The organism is Tardiphaga sp. vice304 (genome assembly GCF_007018905.1).
Classification (GTDB): Bacteria; Pseudomonadota; Alphaproteobacteria; order Rhizobiales; family Xanthobacteraceae; genus Tardiphaga.
In genome coordinates, this window is record NZ_CP041402.1 from 1,463,708 (window position 1) to 1,485,131 (window position 21,424).

Here is a 21,424-nt window from a genome sequence, read left to right on the forward strand (position 1 = left end):
ACCATGGCACGTATCACGCTGAGACAATTGCTCGACCACGCCGCGGAACAGGGCTACGGCGTGCCGGCGTTCAACATCAACAATATGGAGCAGGGCCTCGCCATCATGGACGCGGCGGCCGCGGTGGACGCGCCGGTCATCATCCAGGCCTCGCGCGGCGCGCGATCTTACGCCGGCGACATCATGCTGGCGCGGATGATTGACGCGCTGGAGGAGATGTATCCGCAGATTCCGCTGTGCATGCACCAGGACCACGGCAATGAGGAAGCTACCTGCGCCACCGCGATCAAGTACGGCTTCACCTCGGTGATGATGGATGGGTCATTGAAGGCCGACGCCAAGACCGCCGCCGATTACGATTACAACGTCGATATCACCCGTCGCGTCGTCGAACTGGCGCACTGGATCGGCGCTTCCGTCGAGGGTGAACTCGGCGTGCTGGGCTCGCTGGAGCACGGCGGCGGCGAGCAGGAGGACGGTCACGGCGTCGAGGGCAAGGTCAGCCATGATCAGCTGCTGACCGATCCCGACCAGGCCGTCGACTTCGTCCGCGCGACCAAGGTCGATGCGCTGGCGATCGCGATGGGCACGTCGCACGGCGCCTATAAGTTCTCGCGCAAGCCGGATGGCGAGATTCTCGCGATGAATGTCGTCGAGGAGATCCACCGCCGGCTGCCGAACATCCATCTGGTAATGCACGGCTCGTCCTCGGTGCCGCAGCCGCTGCAGGACATGTTCAACGAATATGGCGGCGAGATGAAGCCGACCTGGGGCGTGCCGGTCGACGAGATCGTGCGCGGCATCCGGCATGGCGTGCGCAAGGTCAATATCGATACCGACTGCCGCCTCGCCATGACCGCCATGTTCCGTAAGGTCGCAACCTCGAACAAGAGCGAGTTCGATCCGCGCAAATTCCTCAAGCCGGCCATGGACGCGATGCGCGAGTTGTGCCGCGAACGCTTCGAGCAGTTCGGTACCGCCGGCCACGCCTCCAAGATCAAGGTGATCCCGCTGGCCGAAATGGCCCGGCGCTATCGCTCGGGCGCGCTCGATCCGCAGATTGGCATGGCCGAAGCCGCCGAATGATTTCGCTCACGATCCGACCGCACATAACCCACTGGAGACTGTCATGAACGAGCATGCATCGATTACGGTCCGCGGCAAGGATCGCTACGTATCCGGCGTCATGGAATACAAGAAGATGGGTTATTGGGAGCCCGATTACGTGCCGAAGGACACCGATATCATCTCGCTGTTCCGCGTCACGCCGCAGGATGGCGTCGACCCGATCGAGGCCTGCGCCGCGGTGGCCGGCGAATCTTCCACCGCGACCTGGACCGTGGTGTGGACCGATCGTCTCACGGCGGCCGAGAAATATCGCGCCAAATGCTACCGCGTCGATCCCGTCCCGAATTCGCCTGGTCAGTATTTCGCCTATATCGCCTACGATCTGGACCTGTTCGAGAACGGCTCGATCGCTAATCTGTCGGCGTCGATCATCGGCAATGTGTTCGGCTTCAAGCCGCTAAAGGCGCTGCGGCTCGAGGACATGCGGCTGCCGGTCGCCTATGTGAAGACGTTCCAGGGGCCGGCGACCGGCATCGTCGTCGAGCGCGAGCGGATGGACAAGTTCGGCCGGCCGCTGCTCGGCGCCACCGTCAAGCCGAAGCTGGGTCTGTCCGGCCGCAACTACGGCCGCGTTGTCTATGAGGCGCTGAAGGGCGGGCTGGATTTCACCAAGGACGACGAGAACATCAACTCGCAGCCCTTCATGCATTGGCGCGAGCGGTTCCTGTATTGCATGGAGGCCGTCAACAAGGCGCAGGCCGCCTCCGGCGAGATCAAGGGGACCTATCTCAACGTCACCGCCGGCACCATGGAGGACATGTATGAGCGCGCCGAATTCGCAAAACAGCTCGGCTCCGTCATCATCATGATCGATCTGGTGATCGGCTACACCGCGATCCAGTCGATGGCCAAATGGGCGCGCAGGAACGACATGATCCTGCATCTGCACCGCGCCGGGCATTCGACCTATACGCGGCAGCGCAGCCACGGCGTCTCGTTCCGCGTCATCGCCAAATGGATGCGGCTGGCCGGCGTCGATCACATCCATGCCGGCACCGTGGTCGGCAAGCTGGAGGGTGATCCGGCGACGACGCGCGGCTATTACGACATTTGCCGCGAGGACCACAACCCGATGCGACTCGAGCACGGCGTATTCTTCGAGCAGGACTGGGCTAGCCTGAACAAGCTGATGCCGGTCGCTTCCGGCGGCATCCATGCCGGCCAGATGCACCAGTTGCTCGACCATCTCGGCGAGGACGTGGTGCTGCAGTTCGGCGGCGGCACCATCGGCCATCCGATGGGCATCCAGGCGGGCGCCACCGCCAACCGCGTCGCGCTGGAGGCGATGATCTTCGCCCGCAATGAGGGCCGCGACTATCTGCACGAGGGCCCGGAAATCCTGGCCAAGGCGGCGCTGACCTGTACGCCGCTGAAATCGGCGCTGGAGGTCTGGAAGAACGTCACCTTCAACTATGAATCCACCGATACGCCCGACTATGTCCCCACCGCCAGCGTGGCCATGTAAGGAGAATAATGATGCGTCTGACCCAAGGATGCTTTTCATTCCTGCCCGATCTCACCGACGAGCAGATCACCAGCCAGGTGCAGTATTGCCTGCAGAACGGTTGGGCGGTGAATCTCGAATTCACCGACGACCCGCACCCGCGGAACAATTTCTGGGAAATGTGGGGGCTGCCGATGTTCGACCTGCGCGATGCCGCCGGCGTGATGATGGAGCTCGCCGAATGCCGCAAGGTCTGTGGCGACCGCTACATCCGGCTGTCGGCGTTCGACGCCAGCCACGGCTGGGAGTCGGTGCGCCTGTCCTTCATCGTCAACCGGCCGAAGAACGAGCCCGGCTTCCGGCTGGAGCGTCACGAGGTCGATGGCCGCAACATCCGCTACACGACCACGTCCTACGCCGTCGATTCTCCCGAGGGCCAGCGTTATGGTGGGTCATGACCGCGCTGGCGCCTGCTGAACCCGCTGAGCTGTCGGTCGAGCGCATCGACCTGCGCCGCGAGTTCAACGAGGTCGGCATCGGCGACGTGCTGGAGCAGCTCGATCGGGAGTTGATCGGGCTGAAGCCGGTGAAGACGCGAATCCGCGAGATTGCCTCGCTGTTGCTGATCGAGCGGATTCGCAAGCGGATGAATCTGAGTGCGGAAGTGCCGACGCTGCACATGTCGTTCACCGGCAACCCCGGCACCGGCAAGACCACGGTGGCGCTACGCATCGCCGCCATCCTGCACAAGCTCGGTTTCGTCCGCCGCGGCCATGTGGTGTCGGTGACGCGCGACGAACTGGTCGGGCAATATATCGGCCACACCGCGCCGAAGACCAAGGAGATCCTGAAGAAGGCGATGGGCGGCGTGCTGTTCATCGACGAGGCCTATTATCTGCACCGCCCCGACAACGAGCGCGACTACGGCCAGGAGGCGATCGAGATCCTGCTGCAGGTGATGGAAAGCCAGCGCGAGGACCTGGTGGTGATCCTGGCCGGCTACGGCGACCGCATGGCCAAGTTCTTCGCCAGCAATCCCGGCTTCCGCTCGCGCATCGCACACCATATCGACTTTCCGGACTATTCCGACACGGAGTTGTTTGCGATTGCCGAACTGATGCTGCGCGAGATGAACTACAAGTTCACGTTGGAATCCGCTGACGCCTTCGTGCGCTATATAGGTTTGCGCAAGACGCAGCCGCTGTTTTCCAATGCGCGCTCGATCCGCAATGCGCTGGACCGTATCCGGCTGCGGCAGGCCAACCGGCTGGTCGCCGATCTCGACCGCGAGCTCACCACGGATGATATCATGTCGATCGAGCCCTCCGACGTGCTGGCCAGCCGGGTGTTTGGAGCGGTTCAAAATCACGGAGATTGAGGGCTTCTAAAACAACAAGCCCGAAAGAGATTGAGCGAGGCGGGCGCAGGCCGTAGGAATTCGTGGGGTCGCAAAGGACACACGAATGAGCGCACAGCCCGCCAAGGTCGCCGACATCACCGACGAGCGTTCGGCGCAGACCTATCTCGACCAGACGGTAATGACCAATTTCTGTCGGGTGCTCGACACGTCGCGGCTGCCGCCGACGCTGGTGATGCATATGATGGCCGCCGCGCTGGGGCGCACCTACCGCGAGGTCGCCTCGGCGCATCTCGACGGGCAATGCCCATGTGGCTGGTGCCCGCTGCCCGATGTCGATATCGAGATGCTGCTCGCATCGCTGGAGGAGGCTGCCGCACCGAAGCGCCCCGACGGGCTGGAATCGATGGTGATCGCCGGCCGCGCCTGAGTCGCGCTTGCCCCATTGGCTGCCAATGCTTTAACCTTAAAGCAGTTGGCCCGATCCTTGAATGGTCGTGGGCATCGCAACCGGCGCAAAGAGATCCCATGACCCCGACATCTCCCGCTGACGATGCCACCCTGACGCCGGTCTGGCGTGAAGTGGCGCGGGCCATCGCCGATCTAGGCGCCAGACGCTGCTTCGGTCTGGTCGGTGGCGCCAATTTCAAGGTCACGCTCGGCCTCACCGATCTCGGTGTCGAGTTCATCGCCGCGCGCCACGAAGGCGGCGCGGTGTCGATGGCCGACGTCGCGGCGCGCCTGACGCGCGACCTCACGGTCGCCAGCGTCACCGCGGGGCCAGGCCTCACCAATGCCATCACCGGAATCGGCGAGGCCGCCAAATCCGACACACCGCTCTTGGTGCTGGCCGGTGACGTCGTGCGCGGTGATACGCGCTCGGCTTTCGCCTTCCATCAGGCCGAGCTGGTCCACGCCGTCGGCGGCATCTGGCGGCAGATCGCCGATCCGATGACGGCCTATGAGGATGCCTGGCAGGCGGGGTTGCTGGCGCTGCGCGAGCGCAAGCCCGTGGTGCTCAGCCTGCCGGTTGATGTGCAGGAGATCAAGGTCGCAGCGAAACTCGGCAGCAAGCACGCGCCGATCACAAAGACGCCGCCGGTCAATTCCGAGCGGCTCGATGAACTCGTTGCCACGTTGCGCGCGGCCAAGAAGCCGCTGATCCTCGCCGGCCACGGCGCCGTCGTGGCGGACGCCGAAGCGCTGCTGACCGAACTGGCCGACCGCACCGGCGCGTTGCTGGCGACCTCGGTGCAGGCGCATGGCATGTTCAGCGGCCACCCTTGGAATCTCGGCGTCGCCGGCGGCTTTTCCTCGCCGGCCACGGCCGAGCTGATGGCGCAGAGCGACATGCTCATGGCGTTCGGCATGTCGCTGAATATGTGGACCACCAAGAAGGGCAGGCTGATTTCCGACGCCGCCCAATTGGTGCAGATCGACGTCGAGCGCGGCCGCATCGGCGTGCATCGCCCGGTCGATCTCGAACTCGAAGGCGATGCTGCCGCCGTTGCAACTGCCGTGCTGGCGGCGCTGGGCGACGACCTGCCGGGCTGGCGCACGCCCGAGGTCGCCGCGATCATGATCGCCAGGAGTAACCGCAATTTTGCCTATGAAGACACCAGCGATGCCGGCCATATCGATCCGCGCACGCTCTCCAAGGCGGTCGATGACATCCTGCCGAAGGATCGCACGGTCGTGGTCGATGGCGGGCATTTCGTCGGCTGGGTGGCGCGCTATCTCTCGGTGCCGGACATGCGCGGCTGGTGCATCCCGATCGCGTTCCAGTCGATCGGGCTTGGCCTAGCCGGCGCGATCGGCGCGGCCGTGGTGCAGCCCGACCGGCTGACGGTGCTCGCCGTCGGCGATGGTGGTTTCCTGATGGCGATCGCCGAGCTGGAAACCGCGGTGCGGCTGAAGCGGCGGCTGTGCATCTTCATTTACAACGACAGCGCCTACAGCGCCGAGGTGCATCACTTCGTGCCGGAAGGCTATTCCGGCGCGATGGCGCAATTCCCGGTCACCGACTTCGCGGCGATTGCGCGTGGCTACGGCGCCGACGGCGTGGTGGTACGCACGCTGCAGGATCTCGCGCCGCTGCAGCGCTGGGTCGCTGACGGTGCGCAGGGCGTGTTCATCGTCGATGGTCGCATCAATCCGGCGCTGGTCGCGGACTGGTACCACGAGATTTTTGGCGCGGCGAATTTGTAGTTCCGGTTGTTCTTCCCTCTCCCCTTGTGGGAGAGGGTAGATCGACCGCGGAGCGGTCGAGACGGGTGAGGTGTAGCCGCGCGCTCCGAGCCTAGACACCCCTCATCCGTCGCGGACTTCGTCCGCGCCACCTTCTTCCACAAGGGGAGAAGGAAGAAAGAATCACCGCCACATACCGCGCATCCGTGCGCCGACGTCGAAGCGCACGCCTTGCGTCGCGGCGCGCGAGGCCGTCTCGGCACTCGCCATCGGCCAGCTCGTACGCTCGAACAGGTGCAGCAGCCGGTCCGGGATGAAGCGCGTGCGCGACGCGTAGACGTGGCGGTCGCCCTGGGCATTCTGGCCGTGGGTGAAGAAGCGCTGCGGCACCATCAGATGCAGCTCGTCCTTGGCGCGCGTCATCGCGACATAGAGAAGGCGGCGTTCCTCTTCCAGTTCGGCGGAGGTGCCGGTGCCCAGATCGGACGGCATGCAGCCATCGACGACATTCAGCACATAGACCGACTTCCACTCCTGACCCTTGGCGGAATGGATGGTCGACAGGATCAGATAGTCCTCGTCGAGCAGCGGAACGCCGGCCTGGTCGCTGGTAGCGTCCGGCGGGTCCAGCGTCAGCTCGGTGAGAAAGCGCTCGCGCGACGGATAGCCCGAGGCGATCTGTTCGAGCTGGATCAGGTCGGCGCGGCGCGTCATGCCGTCTTCATGGATGCGGTCGAGATGCGGCTCGTACCATGTCCGCGCTAGCTCCAGCTCCGCCGGCCAGCCGGCGCGTCCGGCGCGCAGTTCGGTCACCACCTCGACGAATCCGCGCCAGTCGTCGCCGGCGCGTTTCGGCGCGGGCGCATCCAGCAACGCGCCGATCGGATCGGCCGCCGCCGCCATGTGATCGAGCGCGCGCTGCGCCGAGGCAGGTCCCACGCCGGGCATCAGCTGCATCAGCCGGAAGCCGGCGACGCGGTCGCGCGGGTTTTCGACGAAGCGCAGCAGCGCCAGCACATCCTTGATGTGCGCGGCATCGAGAAATTTCAGTCCGCCGAATTTCACGAACGGAATGTTGCGCCGGGTCAATTCCACTTCCAGCGGCCCGGAGTGCGACGAGGTGCGAAACAGAACGGCTTGCTCCTTGAGCCGCGTGCCGCTTTCCCGGAGATCCAGAACGCGCTCGACCAGGCAGCGCGCCTGATCGGTTTCGTCCCGGATGGCAACCAGCTGCGGCTTTATGCCGGAGGCGCGGTCGGTCCACAGGTTCTTGGTGAAGCGTTCGCGCGCCAGATCGATCACGCCGTTGGCGGCGGCGAGGATCGGCTGCGTTGAGCGATAGTTGCGGTCCAGCGTGATGATGTCGGCTGCCGGCGAGAACTGCCCGGGAAAATCCAGGATGTTGCGCACGGTGGCGGCGCGAAACGAATAGATCGACTGCGCGTCGTCGCCGACCACGGTGAGGCCGCGTCCGCCGGGCTTCAGCGCCAGCAGGATCGAGGATTGCAGGCGGTTGGTGTCCTGATATTCGTCGACCATGACATGGTCGAAGCGGTCGCCGATATCGGCGGCAAGCAACGGCTCGGTCATCGTCTGCGCCCAGTACAAAAGCAGGTCGTCGTAATCGAGCACGTTCTGTTTCTGCTTGGCGGCGACGTAAGCCGCGAACAGTTCACGCAGCTCGGCGGCCCAGCCGGCGCACCATGGATAGTTCGCGCCCAGCACCTCTTCGAGGCCGGCCTCGGCGTTGACGCAGCGCGAATAGATCGCGAGGCATGTGCCCTTGGTCGGAAACCGGGCCTCGGTCTTCGAGAAACCGAGTTCGTGGCGCACCAGATTCATCTGGTCGGCGGCGTCCTCGCGGTCGTGGATTGTGAAAGCGGGATCGAGCCCGATCTGTTTGGCATAGTCGCGCAAGAGGCGCGCGCCGATGCCATGGAAGGTGCCGGCCCAGTGCAGCGCATCGGTCATCACGCCGGCGTTTGTCCCCATCACCTTTCGCGCGATGCGTTCGACGCGGCGGCTCATCTCCGACGCCGCGCGGCGCGAAAACGTCATCAGCAGGATGCGGCGCGGATCGGCGCCGTTGACGATGAGATGCGCGACGCGGTGCGCCAACGTATTGGTCTTGCCGGAGCCAGCCCCGGCGATCACCAGCAGCGGGCCGGCCGGCGCAGCATGGCGCGACAGCACGCCATGTTCCACAGCGCGGCGCTGTTCCGGATTCAGGGTGTCGAGATAGGTGGCGGGTGCAGGCAAGGGATCATCCGAGGTGACGAATCACGCTCGCTGATTCCCGCTTTGTTCGCAATGGTGGGTATTGGTGTGCCGGCCTCTCAGCTGTCGTCCCCGCGAAAGCCTGGGCCCATACACGCTGGAAAAGCAGTTCGAGCACCGTAGCCATTTCTCTGCCGTTTCAATTACTCCGGCGGAGTCTAGGCTCCCCGCTTTCGCGCGGACGACATTGAGTTTGTGGCTCGCGCCTTACGTCGCCCGCACTTCGCGAAGGAAGGCATCGACCTGGGTCTTGAGGTCTTCGCCATTGCGCGACAGGTCGGCGGCGGATTCCACCACGCGGCTGGCGGCGAGGCCGGTTTCGCGGGCGGCGTCGTTGACCCCCGCAATATTCTGCGAGACCTCGCCGGTGCCGCGCGCGGCGTCTGCCACGTTGCGGGCGATCTCCAGCGTGGCGGCGCCCTGTTCCTCCACCGCCGCGGCGATCGCGCTCGCGATCTCGCTGACGCGGCCGATCGTCGTGCTGATGCCCTGGATCGAGCCGACCGAGGCCTTGGTGGCATTCTGGATCGCGCCGACCTGCGCCGAGATCTCTTCGGTGGCCTTCGAGGTCTGCGTCGCCAGGGCCTTCACTTCGGAGGCGACCACGGCGAAACCGCGGCCGGCCTCGCCGGCGCGCGCCGCCTCGATGGTGGCGTTGAGCGCGAGCAGATTGGTCTGGGCCGCGATCTCGCTGATCAGCCTGACGACGTCGCCGATTTTTTGCGCGGCTTCGGCGAGGCTTTGCACTTCGGAATTGGTGGTGTTGGCCTGATGGACGGCCTCGCCGGCGACGCGGGCAGATTCGTTGACCTGCTGGGAGATCTCGCTGATCGAGGCGTTGAGTTCCTCGATCGCTGCGGCAACGGCCTGGGCGCTCTGGGTGGCTTCTTCGGAAGCGGCGGCCACGGCGGCGGTCTGCCGCGTCGATTCCTCGGCGGTCGCAGCCATCGACTGTGCGGTGCTGCGTAATTCGCCGGCGGCGGAACCTACCGCGCCGACGACACTGCCGACGCCGCTTTCAAAGCGGCTGGCAAGCGCGTCCATCGTCTCGCGGCGTTCCTGCTGGCTGCGCTCGCGGGTCTGCTCCTGCGCAGTACGCATCCGGTCGGTCTCGATCAGGCCGTTCTTGAAGATCTCGACGGCGCCGGCCATCGAGCCGATCTCGTCGTTGCGGCCGGCACCCGGGATCGCCACCGTATATTGGCCGGCAGCGATGCTGCGCATCGCGGCGTCCAGCGCCTTGATCGGACGCGCCATGCTGCGGCCAATGAACACCGCGATCAGGCCGGCGACCAGCAGAACGGATCCCGAGATGATCGCAAGCCAGGTCAGCGCGGTGATGGTCAGGGTGCGGTAGGCCGATGCGTCGCGCTCGATTTCGAACACCGCGACCGGCTCGCCGGAGAAGGTCTTGATCTGGCCGAAGGCGGTGGCGGAGGCCTTGCCGTTCAGCTCGCCGAACTGCATCACGGTCTCGCCGGCCAGCGCGCGGCGAAGGATCGCCGCATCCGCAGGCCCGGCCGACATCGTGGACGCCAGCGTCTTGGCTGCGTCGCCGCTGAGCTGGTGGATCGCGATATCGACGTTGAAGCGCGCTTTCATCGTTTCGACGAAGGTTTTGCCGAACGGCGCGCCGACATCGACGGCGCCGAGCACAATGTCGCCGTCCATCACCGGCGACGATCCGAACACGTTCAGCACATCGCGGCCGACCTCGACGCCGCCAAGCGCCTTCTTCGTCGCGATCGCCTGCGCCAGCATCTTGCGCCGCCCGGTCATGTCGTCGTCGAACGTGCCGGGATTGTGGCTGCGGGCAAAGGCGGTGCCGGGCGGCGTGGCGAGCGTGATCAATTCGAGGCCACGCGCCTTGATCTTCTGGTAGGGGTTGCTGAGAAAGGCGATCGCCGCGGCGCGATCCTTGGCGCGCAGGATGTCCTTGATCTGCTGCATCGATGCCAGCACGTCGGCCACGGCCAGATTGGTGCGCGTCTCGGCGTTCATGGCTGCGGTGATGTTCGCGTAATCGTTGCTCAATTCACGCTGCAGGGCGGTATCGACGATGCTCTGCTGCTGCCACATGCTGAAAGCCGCCAGTACGCCACACGATCCGGCTGCTACCAGGGAAATAGCCACGATCATACGAGCCGAAATGGACTGTAGTGCGTGCATCAGATGCCCCTTCTTCCGCGGGTAGCAGTTGCTGCGCGGCGGTTGTTCCGGTCGATAAACTACGGAAATCCCGTGAAGGAGCTTTTAATTGAAGGGAGGTTGCTTTTTAGTACAATGACTTAGGTAATTTAGTAGGGTTTGGAAGCGAGGCTAGGTGCCCGTCGCAGCCGACGTGGTACCAGACTGCGTGTTGGCGGAATCGTCGCCGCCGCTCCGGTTGTCCGTCGGCGGTTCGTTGCCGGCGCAGGTACGCGGCCGGGACCCGGTGCCAGGCGATTCGAACAGCCGGGCAAACGCCCGCCCGGATAGCGTCAAACTGTCGCGAATACGGTGTCGGATGTGGCATCGGCGCACCCTCGATCAGGCATGAACATGCGTGCGCACTGGTATAGTTGGGAGAAATTCATCAAGATTCAGGTGATTCGCTGCTCGAAACTGCACAGGTGTTCGCCGGGAGCGAGCGCCCGTGGCGCGCCTGCTAATTGTCTCGCTCGATGTGCGGCTTGTCATTCAGCACGGCGTTGAGCAGCGAGTTGTGCACTTCGATCTTGCCATTGTAGCTGATGAAGCCGAGTTTGCGAAACTTGTTCATGAAGAAGCTGACGCGCGAGCGCGTGGTGCCGATCATCTCCGCCAGCGTCTCCTGGCTCAGCTCCACTGCAATCGGCTGCGGGCGACCTTCCTTGCCGAAATGCGCGAGGATCAGCAACAGTCGCGCCAGCCGTTTTTCGCTCGAATTGAATAACTGATCGACCAGGTCTTCTTCGATCCGGCTGTTGCGCGTCAGCAGATAGGTAATGAACATTTCGGAAAAGGCCGGCTCGTCGTGCAGCGTAGCGATCATCGCGGTCTTGGTGATCGAGGTGATGACGCAGTCTTCCAGCGCGGTCGTCGTGGCGATGCGGAGCGGATGGCCGGTCAGGCAACCCTCGCCGAAGAACTGGCCAGCCTCCAGAATGCCGACGACCGCCTCCTTGCCTTGCTCGGAGAGCACGGTGAGTTTGATCCGGCCCTTCTGGATAAAGAATACCGCTTCCGCCTTTTCGCCCTGGCAGAAGATCATCTGGTTTTTCCTGTACTCGGTGATCGTCTTGCCGTGACCGACATGGGCGAGAAAGCTCTTCGGATCGAACTGGTCCTTGGGCATCTTGTCCAACATCGCTCGACCTTGCAGTATCCGCCAACGCTGGCTGTATCCTAACCGCTGCGCTCGCTACCGTACAAAGTTATTCTGAGTTGTGTTGGAGATTCTTTCGCGAATATGCGCTGCGCTGCGATGCAAGCGAGCCCCCGGCGATGGGGCATCGCATGCATACAAATGAAAATTCCCGCATGCAGGAACCAATGTTCCGACTGCACATTGATCGCGCACTTGAAACACAGCAATGCCGCAAAGGCTGGAGCCATCATGATCGATACCGTAGTAGTTCAACCCGCAGCGTCCGACGAAAATGTTGGCGCAGGCGTTTCCTGGCCGGCGATCTTTGCCGGGGCTGTCGTGTCCTGCGCGTTGACGCTCGTGTTGCTGACGCTCGGCGTGGCGCTCGGCGCAACTTCGGTTTCGCCGTGGTCAGGTTCGGGCGTGTCGGCGACCACCTTCAAGATCGCGACCGGCATCTACCTGATCGTGATCGCCATGATCTCCTCGTCCGTCGGCGGCTATATCGCCGGCCGCCTGCGCACCCGCTGGGTCGGCGTTCACAGCGATGAGGTCTATTTCCGCGACACCGCGCATGGCTTCGTGACCTGGGCGGTTGCCTCGGTGCTCGGTGCCTTGCTGCTGGCAACGCCGGCGTCGAGCATCATGGGTAGCGCCGCGACCGGCGCTGCGCAGGGTGTTGCGGCCAATGCCGGCCCGATGGACGGCTATCTCGATACGTTGCTGCGTTCCGACACCCCGGCCGCCAACGCCAATGCGGCCGACGCCCGTAGCGAACTCAACCGTCTGTTCACCGCCAGCTTCAAGGCCGGCAGCGATCTCCAGCCCGCCGACCGGACCTACATTGCCAAGGTCGTGTCGGCCCGCACCGGTCTCAGCCAGGCTGACGCCGAAGCCCGCGTCAACCAGGTCGTGACCGCAGCCAAGACCAATCTGGATGCGGCGCGCAAGGCGACCGCCTCGCTGGCGTTCTGGCTGACCGCTTCGCTGCTGCTCGGTGCATTCTGCGCCAGCCTCGCTGCGACGGAAGGCGGCGGACTGCGCGACGGCACGTGGGGCAAGAAGCGTCGTCTGAACTAAATCCGAAGTTCGTCGTTACCCTCACAACAAAAGAAGTTCGTCGTTTAACTCACGTCATAAGGACACTCACATGCCCATTCTTCTCTGGCTCGTCGGCATTCCGATTCCTTTGATCATCCTGTTCCTGCTGCTGCGTTAAGTAATAGAACGTGAAAAGCCCGCCGAGCAATCGGCGGGCTTTTTGCTGTCGGGGTAGGGTGGGCAAAGCGAAGCGTGCCCACCATCCTCAAGGAAGCGGTGGGCACGGCGCAAGAGCGCCTTTGCCCACCCTACAGATCACGCCACCATCGAGGTCGGCCCCACGGCAGGCGTCTCGGTTTTCACCTCGTCGGTGATAACGGTGAAGCGTGCTAGCGGCGCTGCCCCAAAAGCCGTCGAGATGGCCACGTCCGCGGCGTCGCGGCCCCGGGCGATCACGACGCGGCCGATACGCGGGTGATTGTGGCGGGCGTCGAACGTGTACCATCGCCCATCGAGGAAGACCTCGAACCAGGCACTGAAATCCATCGGCGCGGGATCAATCGGTACGCCGATGTCGCCGAGATAGCCGGTGCAGTATCGCGCCGGAATGTTCATGCAGCGGCACAAGGTAACCGCGAGATGCGCGTAGTCGCGGCAGACGCCGACGCGCTCGTCATGGCCTTCCGACGCGGTGCGGTCGTTGCGGGCATGGTGATAGCTGAAGTCGATGCGCTCGTGGGCATAATCGACGATCGCCTGCACGCGCGACCAGCCACCGGGAACGTGACCGAACATCGACCAGGCGAGATCGGACAGCTTCTGCGTATCGCAATAGCGGCTGCCGAGCAGATAGACGAGCACGTCGTCGGGCAGTTCTGCAATCGGCGTCTGCCGGGCGTCAAGATTCACTTCGTCCGGCAGGCCGCTGTCGGAGATCAGAAAATCGTTTCTGATTTCGGTCAGGCCGGGCGGGGCGATGATGCGGGTGCAGGTATTGCCGAACATGTCGAGATAATCGCGGGCCTGAACATCCTGCGAGAACGTGACGCGGTGCGGAGTGAGCAAATCCGATTCCCGCGATGGATGAATGCTTAGCATCAGTATCATCGGGGTTTCCTGATAGCATTGAAACGCAATATCGTAACCCGCAAATATCTGCACCGACCATCTCCTTGAGTAAGCAATCGAAGGAATCGTTGCGAAACAAGTGGCGCCGGTGGTGCTTCGTTCCGGGATTCCGACTTTTAAAACTGCGGAAATTGTGGGCAGACACGACAACGCCGCCCCGGAGATCTCCGGGGCGGCGTGTAGCAACGAGCGCTTGCCGTATCAGGCCTTCTTGGAGGGCCGATCACCGCGCTTCTTGTCCGCAGCGGCCTTGGCCGGCGCGATGGTGGCGGCATCGGCGCGGTTCATCTTCAGCATCAAGAAGGATCGCCCGGTCACCTGGTAGACGTGCCCGAACGGAAATTCGCTACCCTCGGGCGTCTTCGTCAGATTGGTATCTACCAGCAGGTTCCAACCCGAGCCACCGGTGGCCTCCGGCATGGTGAAATCGACCACGCCTTCGAAGCCGTTCAGCACCAGCAGAATGGTCTCGTCGACCGCCTGCTTGCGGATGCCGGTTTTCTGCGCGCGGCCATCCAGCAGCATGCCGAAGCACTTCATATTATTGTCGGACCAGTGATCGTCCTCCATCGGCCCGCCATTGGCATTGATCCAGGTGAGATCGCGCACATCCAGCGGCTCATCATATTCGCCGGTCAGGAAGCGGGTGCGGCGAAGCACCGAATTGTCCTTGACCAGCTTGATGGCACGCTTGGTGAAGTCGAGCAGGTCCTGGCCGTCGACGTCGAGTTCCCAGTTGAACCACGAGATCTCGCTATCCTGGCAATAGGCGTTGTTGTTGCCGTGCTGGGTACGGCCGAATTCGTCGCCGCCGAGCAGCATCGGCGTGCCCTGCGAGAACAACAGCGTCGCCAGCATGTTGCGCTTCTGCCGGTTGCGCAGCGCGAGGATCTCCTTGTCGTCGGTCGGACCCTCGACGCCACAATTCCAAGAGGCGTTATTGGAAGAGCCGTCCCGGCCATCCTCGCCATTGGCCTCGTTGTGCTTCTCGTTGTAGCTCGCCCAGTCGTTCAGCGTGAAGCCGTCATGCGCGGTGACGAAGTTGACGCTGGCCCAGGAGCGGCGGCCGTGATGGTTGAACATGTCGCCCGAGGCCGACAGCCGCGGCGCGAGGGCCGCGACCGGCGCCTCGCCGCGCCAGAAGTCGCGGGTGACATCGCGGAACTTGTCGTTCCATTCCGCCCAGCCGGGCGGAAATCCGCCGACTTGGTAGCCGCCGGGACCGATGTCCCAGGGCTCGGCGATGAGCTTGACCGTGGTCAGCAGCGGATCCTGGTCGACCGCCTTGAGGAAGCCGCTCTGCTCGTCGAATCCGTAGACTTCGCGGGCCAGAATGGTGCCGAGATCGAAGCGGAAGCCGTCGATATGCATCTCGCTGACCCAGTAGCGCAGGCTGTCCGCCACCATCTGGATGACGCGCGCATGCGACAGGTTCACCGTGTTGCCGGTACCGGTGTCGTTGATGTAATAACGCTTCTTCTCCGGCATCAGCCGGTAGTAGCTGGCGTTATCAATACCCTTGAACGACAGCGTCGGGCCGCATTCATTGCCTTCAGCGGTGTGGTTGTAGACGACATCGAGAATTACCTCGAGCCCGCCGGCATGAAGCCTGGCGACCATCTCCTTGAATTCGCGCAGCGAGTTCGGGACGTCCGCGGCGTAGCGCGGATCTGGCGCGAAGAAGCCGATTGAATTATAGCCCCAATAGTTGGTGAGGTTCTTCTCCATCAGATAATCATCATTGATGAAGGTGTGGATCGGCAGCAGTTCGACCGAGGTGACGCCAAGCCCGTTCAGATAATCGATGACCGGTTTGGTGCCGAAGCCGGCATAGGTGCCGCGGATATCTTCGGACACGTCGGGATGCTGTTTGGTGAAGCCTTTGACATGGGTCTCATAGATGATGGTCTGGTCCCACGGCACGTTCTGACGGCCGGCTTCGCCGGTCCAGTCGAAATCCTTGTCGATCACCACGCAGCGCGGCATGAACGGCGCCGAGTCGCGTTCGTCGAAGGTGGTGTCGTCGCCGGTTTCCATCTTGTAGCCGAACACCGCCGGATTCCATTCCAGCGTTCCGGCATGCGCGCGCGCATAGGGATCGAGCAGCAATTTGTTGGGGTTGAAACGGTGACCGTTTTCAGGCTCGTAGGGGCCGTGGACGCGGTAGCCGTAATAGGTGCCAGGCGCGACGTCGGGGATGTAGCCGTGAAACACTTCGTCGGTATATTCCGGCAGTTCGATACGGGTCTCGACATCACCGTCGAACAGGCAGACTTCGACCTTGGTGGCGTTGGCGGAGAACAATGCGAAGTTGGTCCCCTTTCCGTCCCAGTGCGCGCCTAAGGGATAGGGTAGACCTTCTTCGACCGTTCTGTCCGTCACGTGAGCCCCGCATGTTTTAAAAGTCGCAATTGAAATGCGCAATACAACGGCGTGGCGGCCATTACGTTGCACCGCAATCCGCGCTTTCGGGCTTTATCTTATATTATCGGCGTGACAGCCGGATTGGGGCTGCCTGTACGTTGCCGTGTCACGCAGTTCGGCAACAGATACGCTAAGGGACAGGCCCATGACGCATATCGCGCACCACCGGCGGATTGCACTGCTCGGCGCGCCGGTTGAGGTCGGGGCCTCACAGCCCGGCACGCTGATGGGGCCCGCTGCGCTGCGTACCGCCGGCCTTGGCACATTGCTCGCCGGCCTTGGCTTTGCGGTCGAGGACCATGGCGATGTGGCGCCGCGGCACGGGGATCCGTCCGGCGACCCGCCCGACAATGCCAGGCATTATCGCGACATCCAGCAATGGATCCAAGCGCTGAGCGCGCGCGCCTGCACGCTGGCGCAATCCGGCGCACTGCCGATCTTCATGGGCGGCGACCACAGCCTGTCGATGGGGTCGGTCAACGGCGTCGCACGGCATTGGCACGCGCAGGGCCGCGAGCTGTTCGTGCTGTGGCTGGATGCCCACGCCGATTACAATACGCCGGCCACGACGATCACCGGCAACATGCACGGCATGTCGGCGGCCTTCCTGTGCGGCGAGCCGGGCCTCGACGGCCTGCTCGGCCACGAGCCGCGCGCGTCGATCAAGCCTGGAAATCTCGATCTATTTGGCATCCGCTCGATCGACAAACTTGAAAAGGAGCTGGTCGCTCGCCGCCGGATCGCTGTCGCGGACATGCGCGAGATAGACGAATTCGGTGTCGGCGTGCCGATCCGCCGCGTGATCGAACGTGTCAAGGCGCGCCACGGCGTGCTGCACGTCTCATTCGACGTCGACTTCCTTGATCCCGCCACTGCGCCCGGTGTCGGCACAATGGTGCCGGGCGGGGCGACCTATCGCGAGGCGCATCTAATCATGGAGTTGCTGCACGATTCAGGGCTTGTGGTGTCGCTCGACGTGGTCGAGCTCAACCCTTTCCTCGATGACCGCGGCCGTACCGCCCGCGTCATGGTCGAACTGGTCGGCAGCCTGTTCGGCCAGCAGATCATCGACCGGCCGATGCCGAGCAACGCGATCGTCCCGCCAGGCTGATGGAACCTTGATCGCCACCCGGGGTTGCCATGCATCGTTCATGTTTCAGGGAGCACGAAAATGATGAAGCGTCTTGCGATCATGGCCGTTGCTGCAGCGGCAATTGGCACTACCATTCCGGCCAGCGCGCAGAATTTTGGCGTGGGTGTCGGGCCGGACGGGGTTACCGTCGGCGCGGTTCGCGGCGACCGGTATCGCGATCGGGACCGTGAATATTACCGCGATCGGCGCGACCGCGACGAAACGGTCATCATCAAGCGCAACCGGGATCGCGATCGTGATTACGACCGGGGAGAACGCCGCGTCTATATCGAACGCGACTAAGACTGTAACGAGACAAAGCGGCCTTCCTGCGGGAGGGCCGCTTTTTCGTGCCCTTTTGTGTTCTCAATTGCCGGTTTAAAGTATCTTATGATATCTGCAGCAAACGTCTGGTGGCAATCCGGCACCATCTATCAGATCTATCCGCGCTCGTTTCAGGATTCCAACGGCGACGGGATCGGCGATCTCGCCGGCATCATCGGCCGGCTGCCCTATCTGCGGCAGCTCGGCATCGATGCGATCTGGCTGTCGCCGATCTTCCCGTCGCCGATGGCCGATTTCGGCTATGACATTTCGGACTATATCGGGATTCACCCGATCTTCGGTACGTCGGAAGACTTTGACGCGCTGGTGGCGGCCGCGCATGGCGCGGGCCTGAAAATCATTCTCGATCTGGTGCCGAACCACACCTCGGACCAGCATGCCTGGTTTCTCGAAAGCCGCAGCTCGCGCGATAATCCGAAACGCGACTGGTACATCTGGCGCGATGCGAAGCCGGACGGTTCGGCGCCCACCAACTGGATGTCGGAATTCGGCGGCAGCGCCTGGGCCTGGGACGAGGCGACGCAGCAATATTACTATCACGCCTTCCTCGACAGGCAGCCGGACCTCAACTGGCGCAATCCCGAGGTTCGCCAAGCGATCTACGAAGTGATGCGGTTCTGGCTGCGTCGCGGCATCGACGGGTTTCGCGTCGACGTGATCTGGCACCTGATCAAGGACGACGAATTTCGCGACAATCCTCTCAATCCGAATTACAGCGCCGGCCGGCCACCGCATGAATCCGTACTGCCGCTGTATTCCACCGACCGGCCGGAGACGCTCGATGTCGTCTCCGAGATGCGCCGCGTGGTGGACGAGTTCGACGACCGCGTGCTGATCGGCGAAGTCTATCTGCCGGTCGAGCGGCTGGTCGCCTATTACGGCCGCGACCTCGGCGGCGCGCATCTGCCGTTCAATTTCGCGCTGCTGTCGGCGCCCTGGAACGCGCATGAGATCGGCGATCTGATCGCGCGTTATGAAGCGGCGCTGCCGTTCGGGGCGTGGCCGAACTGGGTGCTGGGCAACCACGACCGTCCGCGCATCGCCAGCCGGGTCGGCGCCGCGCAAGCGCGCGTCGCTGCGATGCTGCTGCTGACGCTCAGGGGCACGCCGACATTATATTATGGCGACGAGGTCGGCATGAAGCAGTTGCCGATCCCGCCCGACAAGGTTCAGGACCCGTTCGAGAAGAACGTGCCGGGGATCGGCGTCGGCCGCGATGGTTGCCGCACGCCGATGCAGTGGGGAATAACCGAGAACGCCGGCTTCACGACGGGTGAGCCCTGGCTGCCGCTGGCAGAGGATTTCGCCAGCAACAATGCCGCCGTGCTGGCCAGCGATCCGCACTCGATCCTCAGCCTCTATGTCAAGCTGATCGATCTGCGCAAGCACCAGCCGGAACTCGTGTTTGGTGACTATGCGCCGGAGCCGACGGCGGGCGATCTGCTGGCCTACCGGCGCAGCTACGACGGCCAGACGCTGCTGGTCGCGCTCAACCTCGGCGCCGCACCGGCGTCGATGCATGTCGAAGGCGGCGAGATCCTGCTATCGACGCATCTCGACCGCAAAGGCGAGAATGTTTCAGGCCCGCTGGAGCTGCGTGCAGATGAGGGCGTCATCGTGAGGTTGCGTTCGTAGCCCGGATGAAATCGACACGCCGCATGGCGGCGTGCCGATGCAATCCGGGTTTAGCGCGTAGGTGGATGCGCCGGGCCCGGATTGTTATCCGGGCTACGGCTATTCCGGATGCGCCTCGGCGTCGTCATCGATATCGCTTCGTCGCAACAGATAATCCAGCCCGCCGACGCGGTACCAGCGGTGCGCGTAGGCCTCCAGCATCAAATGGTGCTTGCCCTTGTCGTCGGCATGGCTGTGGTCTTCGGTCAAGAGGTTGATCAGGTGCTGGTCCTGCGCGGTCTTGAGCCCGACCGCGAAGGACACCTCGCACGGCGTTTCGTCAAGGTTATGCACGAACAGCACCGAGTTGTTGCGCCAGTCGTAGCGCATCACCAGCACCGCTGGGTTACGCGCCGCGATGATCGTAAAATCACCCCAGCCGATCTCCGGCACTTCCTTGCGCATCCGGATCATGCGTTCGGTCCAGTTCAGCATCGAGTTGGAATCGCGGCGCTGCATCGCGACGTTGACATGCTGATAGCCGAACGGCCCCTTGTCGATCACGGGGTTCTTCGGTCTTGCATGCTTGGTGAAGCCAGCGTTCGGTTCGGTCGACCACTGCATAGGCGTCCGCGCGCAGTTGCGCTCCGGCAGCGAGAGATCGTCGCCCATCGCGATCTCGTCGCCATAGCGCAGCACCGGGGTGCCGGGCAGCGTGTACATCAGGCTGTAAGCGAGCTCGAGCCTTCGGCGGTCGCCGCCGAGCATCGGCGCGAGACGGCGGCGGATACCGCGGTCGTATAGCTGCATTTTCTTGTCCGGGCCGAATTTCTCAAACACGATCTGGCGCTGTTCTTCGGTCAGGCGGCCGAGATCGAGTTCGTCGTGATTGCGCAGGAACAGGCCCCATTGCGCCGTGGCGGGCCGCTGCTTCGTCACTTTCAACGCCGCCGCCAGCGGTCGCGCATCGCCGGAGGCCAGCGCATAGAACAGGTTCTGGTTGGCGTGGAAGTTGAACATCATCTGCATGCGGTCGCCGTCGTCGCCGAAATATTCCATGTCGGTCTCCGGCTCGACATTGGCTTCGGCCAGGATGATGGCGTCGCCCTTCCGCCATTGCAGGAATTCACGGAAGGCGCGCAGCATGTCATATTGTTCGACGGGCTTGTTGACCTTCGGCCCCTTGGTGGCGATCACGAACGGCACGGCGTCCATGCGGAAGCCGGACACGCCGAGCTGCAGCCAGAATCCCATGATCTTGAGGATCTCCGCCTGCACGTGCGGATTGGACGTGTTGAGGTCTGGCTGGAAATCATAGAAGCGGTGGAAGAACCAGGCCTTCGCGTCCTTGTCGTGCGTCCAGGTGGATTTTTGCACGCCTGGAAACACCATGCCCTTATGGGCATTGGTGGGCTTCTTGTCGGACCAAACGTACCAGTCGCGGTATTTCGAGTCCGGATCGCTCCTGGCATCCTTGAACCAGGCGTTCTGGTCGGAGGTGTGATTGACCACGAGGTCGATGATGACGCGGATGCCGCGCTGATGGCAGCCATGGGCAAATTCGACGAAGTCGCCGAGCGTGCCGTATTTCGGATCGACGCTGTAATAGTCGGAGATGTCGTAGCCGTCGTCTTTTCCGGGAGAAGCCTGGAACGGCATCAGCCAGATCGCGGTGACGCCGAGCCCGTCAAGATAATCCAGCCGCCGCGTTAGGCCCTTGAAGTCTCCGATGCCGTCGCCATCGGCATCCATGAAGCTGCCCACGGAAAGGCAATAGAAGACGGCGTTCTTGTACCAGAGATCGTCGATCATGCGGGGCACCGGGCTGCGAGGACGGTGCGGATCAAGTCTCAAGGCGGGGCGGGGTTCCGATCCTTGTTCCCCTCTCCCCCAGCGCAGCGTAGCGTAGCTGCGCTCCGTGGGAGAGGGTGCCTAGGCGGCCTTCGGCCGCCGTTCTAAAAATTAAGGCCGATGCAAAGCATCGGCTTTGGCGCAGCGAAGGCGGCAGAGGGCGCTTGG

Annotated in this window: 16 protein-coding genes; 10 read left to right on the forward strand and 6 right to left on the reverse strand. The window is 63.2% G+C overall.

Annotated features, from left to right (window positions below):
• The first annotated feature begins 3 nt into the window (after positions 1 to 3).
• The 6 genes from fba to FNL56_RS06940 all read left to right on the forward strand — a co-directional run bounded on the left by fba (position 4) and on the right by FNL56_RS06940 (position 6,137).
• Complete coding sequence (fba, locus tag FNL56_RS06915; protein ID WP_143572203.1) at positions 4 to 1,086, forward strand: class II fructose-bisphosphate aldolase; 1,083 nt, start codon at positions 4 to 6, stop codon at positions 1,084 to 1,086.
• A 43-nt stretch (positions 1,087 to 1,129) separates the two neighbouring features.
• Positions 1,130 to 2,593 carry a form I ribulose bisphosphate carboxylase large subunit gene (locus tag FNL56_RS06920; RefSeq protein WP_143572204.1) on the forward strand — a complete coding sequence of 488 codons (1,464 nt, stop codon included), beginning with the start codon at positions 1,130 to 1,132 and terminating at the stop codon, positions 2,591 to 2,593.
• 11 nt (positions 2,594 to 2,604) lie between these two features.
• Entirely contained in the window at positions 2,605 to 3,030 is a 426-nt protein-coding gene (locus FNL56_RS06925; protein WP_143581854.1) for a ribulose bisphosphate carboxylase small subunit, read from the forward strand.
• Positions 3,027 to 3,950, forward strand: coding sequence for a CbbX protein (gene cbbX / locus FNL56_RS06930; protein WP_143572206.1), 924 nt, complete (start codon positions 3,027 to 3,029; stop codon positions 3,948 to 3,950). The genes FNL56_RS06925 and cbbX overlap by 4 nt, the downstream gene beginning before the upstream one ends.
• Before the next feature lie 85 nt (positions 3,951 to 4,035).
• Entirely contained in the window at positions 4,036 to 4,359 is a 324-nt protein-coding gene (locus tag FNL56_RS06935) for a hypothetical protein (RefSeq protein ID WP_143572207.1), read from the forward strand.
• Positions 4,360 to 4,457: 98 nt separating this feature from the next.
• Positions 4,458 to 6,137 carry a thiamine pyrophosphate-binding protein gene (locus FNL56_RS06940; protein WP_168202869.1) on the forward strand — a complete coding sequence of 560 codons (1,680 nt, stop codon included), beginning with the start codon at positions 4,458 to 4,460 and terminating at the stop codon, positions 6,135 to 6,137.
• A gap of 162 nt (positions 6,138 to 6,299) precedes the next feature.
• Here the strand turns inward: FNL56_RS06940 and FNL56_RS06945 are convergent, their stop codons facing one another.
• The 3 genes from FNL56_RS06945 to FNL56_RS06955 all read right to left on the reverse strand — a co-directional run bounded on the left by FNL56_RS06945 (position 6,300) and on the right by FNL56_RS06955 (position 11,718).
• A complete protein-coding gene (locus FNL56_RS06945) occupies positions 6,300 to 8,375 on the reverse strand; it encodes an ATP-dependent helicase (protein WP_143572209.1) in 2,076 nt (691 codons plus the stop codon).
• A 225-nt stretch (positions 8,376 to 8,600) separates the two neighbouring features.
• Complete coding sequence (locus FNL56_RS06950; RefSeq protein ID WP_143572210.1) at positions 8,601 to 10,562, reverse strand: methyl-accepting chemotaxis protein; 1,962 nt, start codon at positions 10,560 to 10,562, stop codon at positions 8,601 to 8,603.
• 478 nt (positions 10,563 to 11,040) lie between these two features.
• On the reverse strand, positions 11,041 to 11,718 hold the full coding sequence (locus FNL56_RS06955) for a Crp/Fnr family transcriptional regulator (RefSeq protein WP_168203064.1): 678 nt from the start codon (positions 11,716 to 11,718) through the stop codon (positions 11,041 to 11,043).
• A gap of 252 nt (positions 11,719 to 11,970) precedes the next feature.
• On the opposite strand from FNL56_RS06955, the gene FNL56_RS06960 reads away from it, so the two are divergent.
• The gene (locus FNL56_RS06960; RefSeq protein WP_143572212.1) at positions 11,971 to 12,801 is read left to right on the forward strand and encodes a hypothetical protein; all 831 of its coding nucleotides are present in this window, start codon (positions 11,971 to 11,973) and stop codon (positions 12,799 to 12,801) included.
• Between the two features lie 276 nt (positions 12,802 to 13,077).
• Here the strand turns inward: FNL56_RS06960 and FNL56_RS06965 are convergent, their stop codons facing one another.
• Positions 13,078 to 13,923, reverse strand: a complete 846-nt coding sequence (locus FNL56_RS06965) for a transglutaminase-like domain-containing protein (protein ID WP_143572213.1) — start codon at positions 13,921 to 13,923, stop codon at positions 13,078 to 13,080.
• A gap of 168 nt (positions 13,924 to 14,091) precedes the next feature.
• Positions 14,092 to 16,272: a glycogen debranching protein GlgX gene (glgX, locus tag FNL56_RS06970; RefSeq protein ID WP_143581855.1), complete on the reverse strand. Its 2,181-nt coding sequence runs from the start codon at positions 16,270 to 16,272 to the stop codon at positions 14,092 to 14,094.
• A gap of 187 nt (positions 16,273 to 16,459) precedes the next feature.
• Between glgX and rocF the strand changes: the two genes are divergently transcribed.
• The 3 genes from rocF to FNL56_RS06985 all read left to right on the forward strand — a co-directional run bounded on the left by rocF (position 16,460) and on the right by FNL56_RS06985 (position 19,426).
• Positions 16,460 to 17,425 carry an arginase gene (gene rocF / locus FNL56_RS06975; protein ID WP_143572215.1) on the forward strand — a complete coding sequence of 322 codons (966 nt, stop codon included), beginning with the start codon at positions 16,460 to 16,462 and terminating at the stop codon, positions 17,423 to 17,425.
• Positions 17,426 to 17,485: 60 nt separating this feature from the next.
• On the forward strand, positions 17,486 to 17,749 hold the full coding sequence (locus tag FNL56_RS06980; RefSeq protein ID WP_143581856.1) for a hypothetical protein: 264 nt from the start codon (positions 17,486 to 17,488) through the stop codon (positions 17,747 to 17,749).
• Between the two features lie 87 nt (positions 17,750 to 17,836).
• Positions 17,837 to 19,426: an alpha-amylase family glycosyl hydrolase gene (locus FNL56_RS06985; protein WP_143581857.1), complete on the forward strand. Its 1,590-nt coding sequence runs from the start codon at positions 17,837 to 17,839 to the stop codon at positions 19,424 to 19,426.
• A gap of 99 nt (positions 19,427 to 19,525) precedes the next feature.
• Here FNL56_RS06985 and FNL56_RS06990 read toward each other — a convergent pair whose 3' ends face one another.
• Positions 19,526 to 21,217: an alpha-amylase family protein gene (locus tag FNL56_RS06990; protein WP_143572218.1), complete on the reverse strand. Its 1,692-nt coding sequence runs from the start codon at positions 21,215 to 21,217 to the stop codon at positions 19,526 to 19,528.
• Between the last annotated feature and the right edge of the window lie 207 nt (positions 21,218 to 21,424).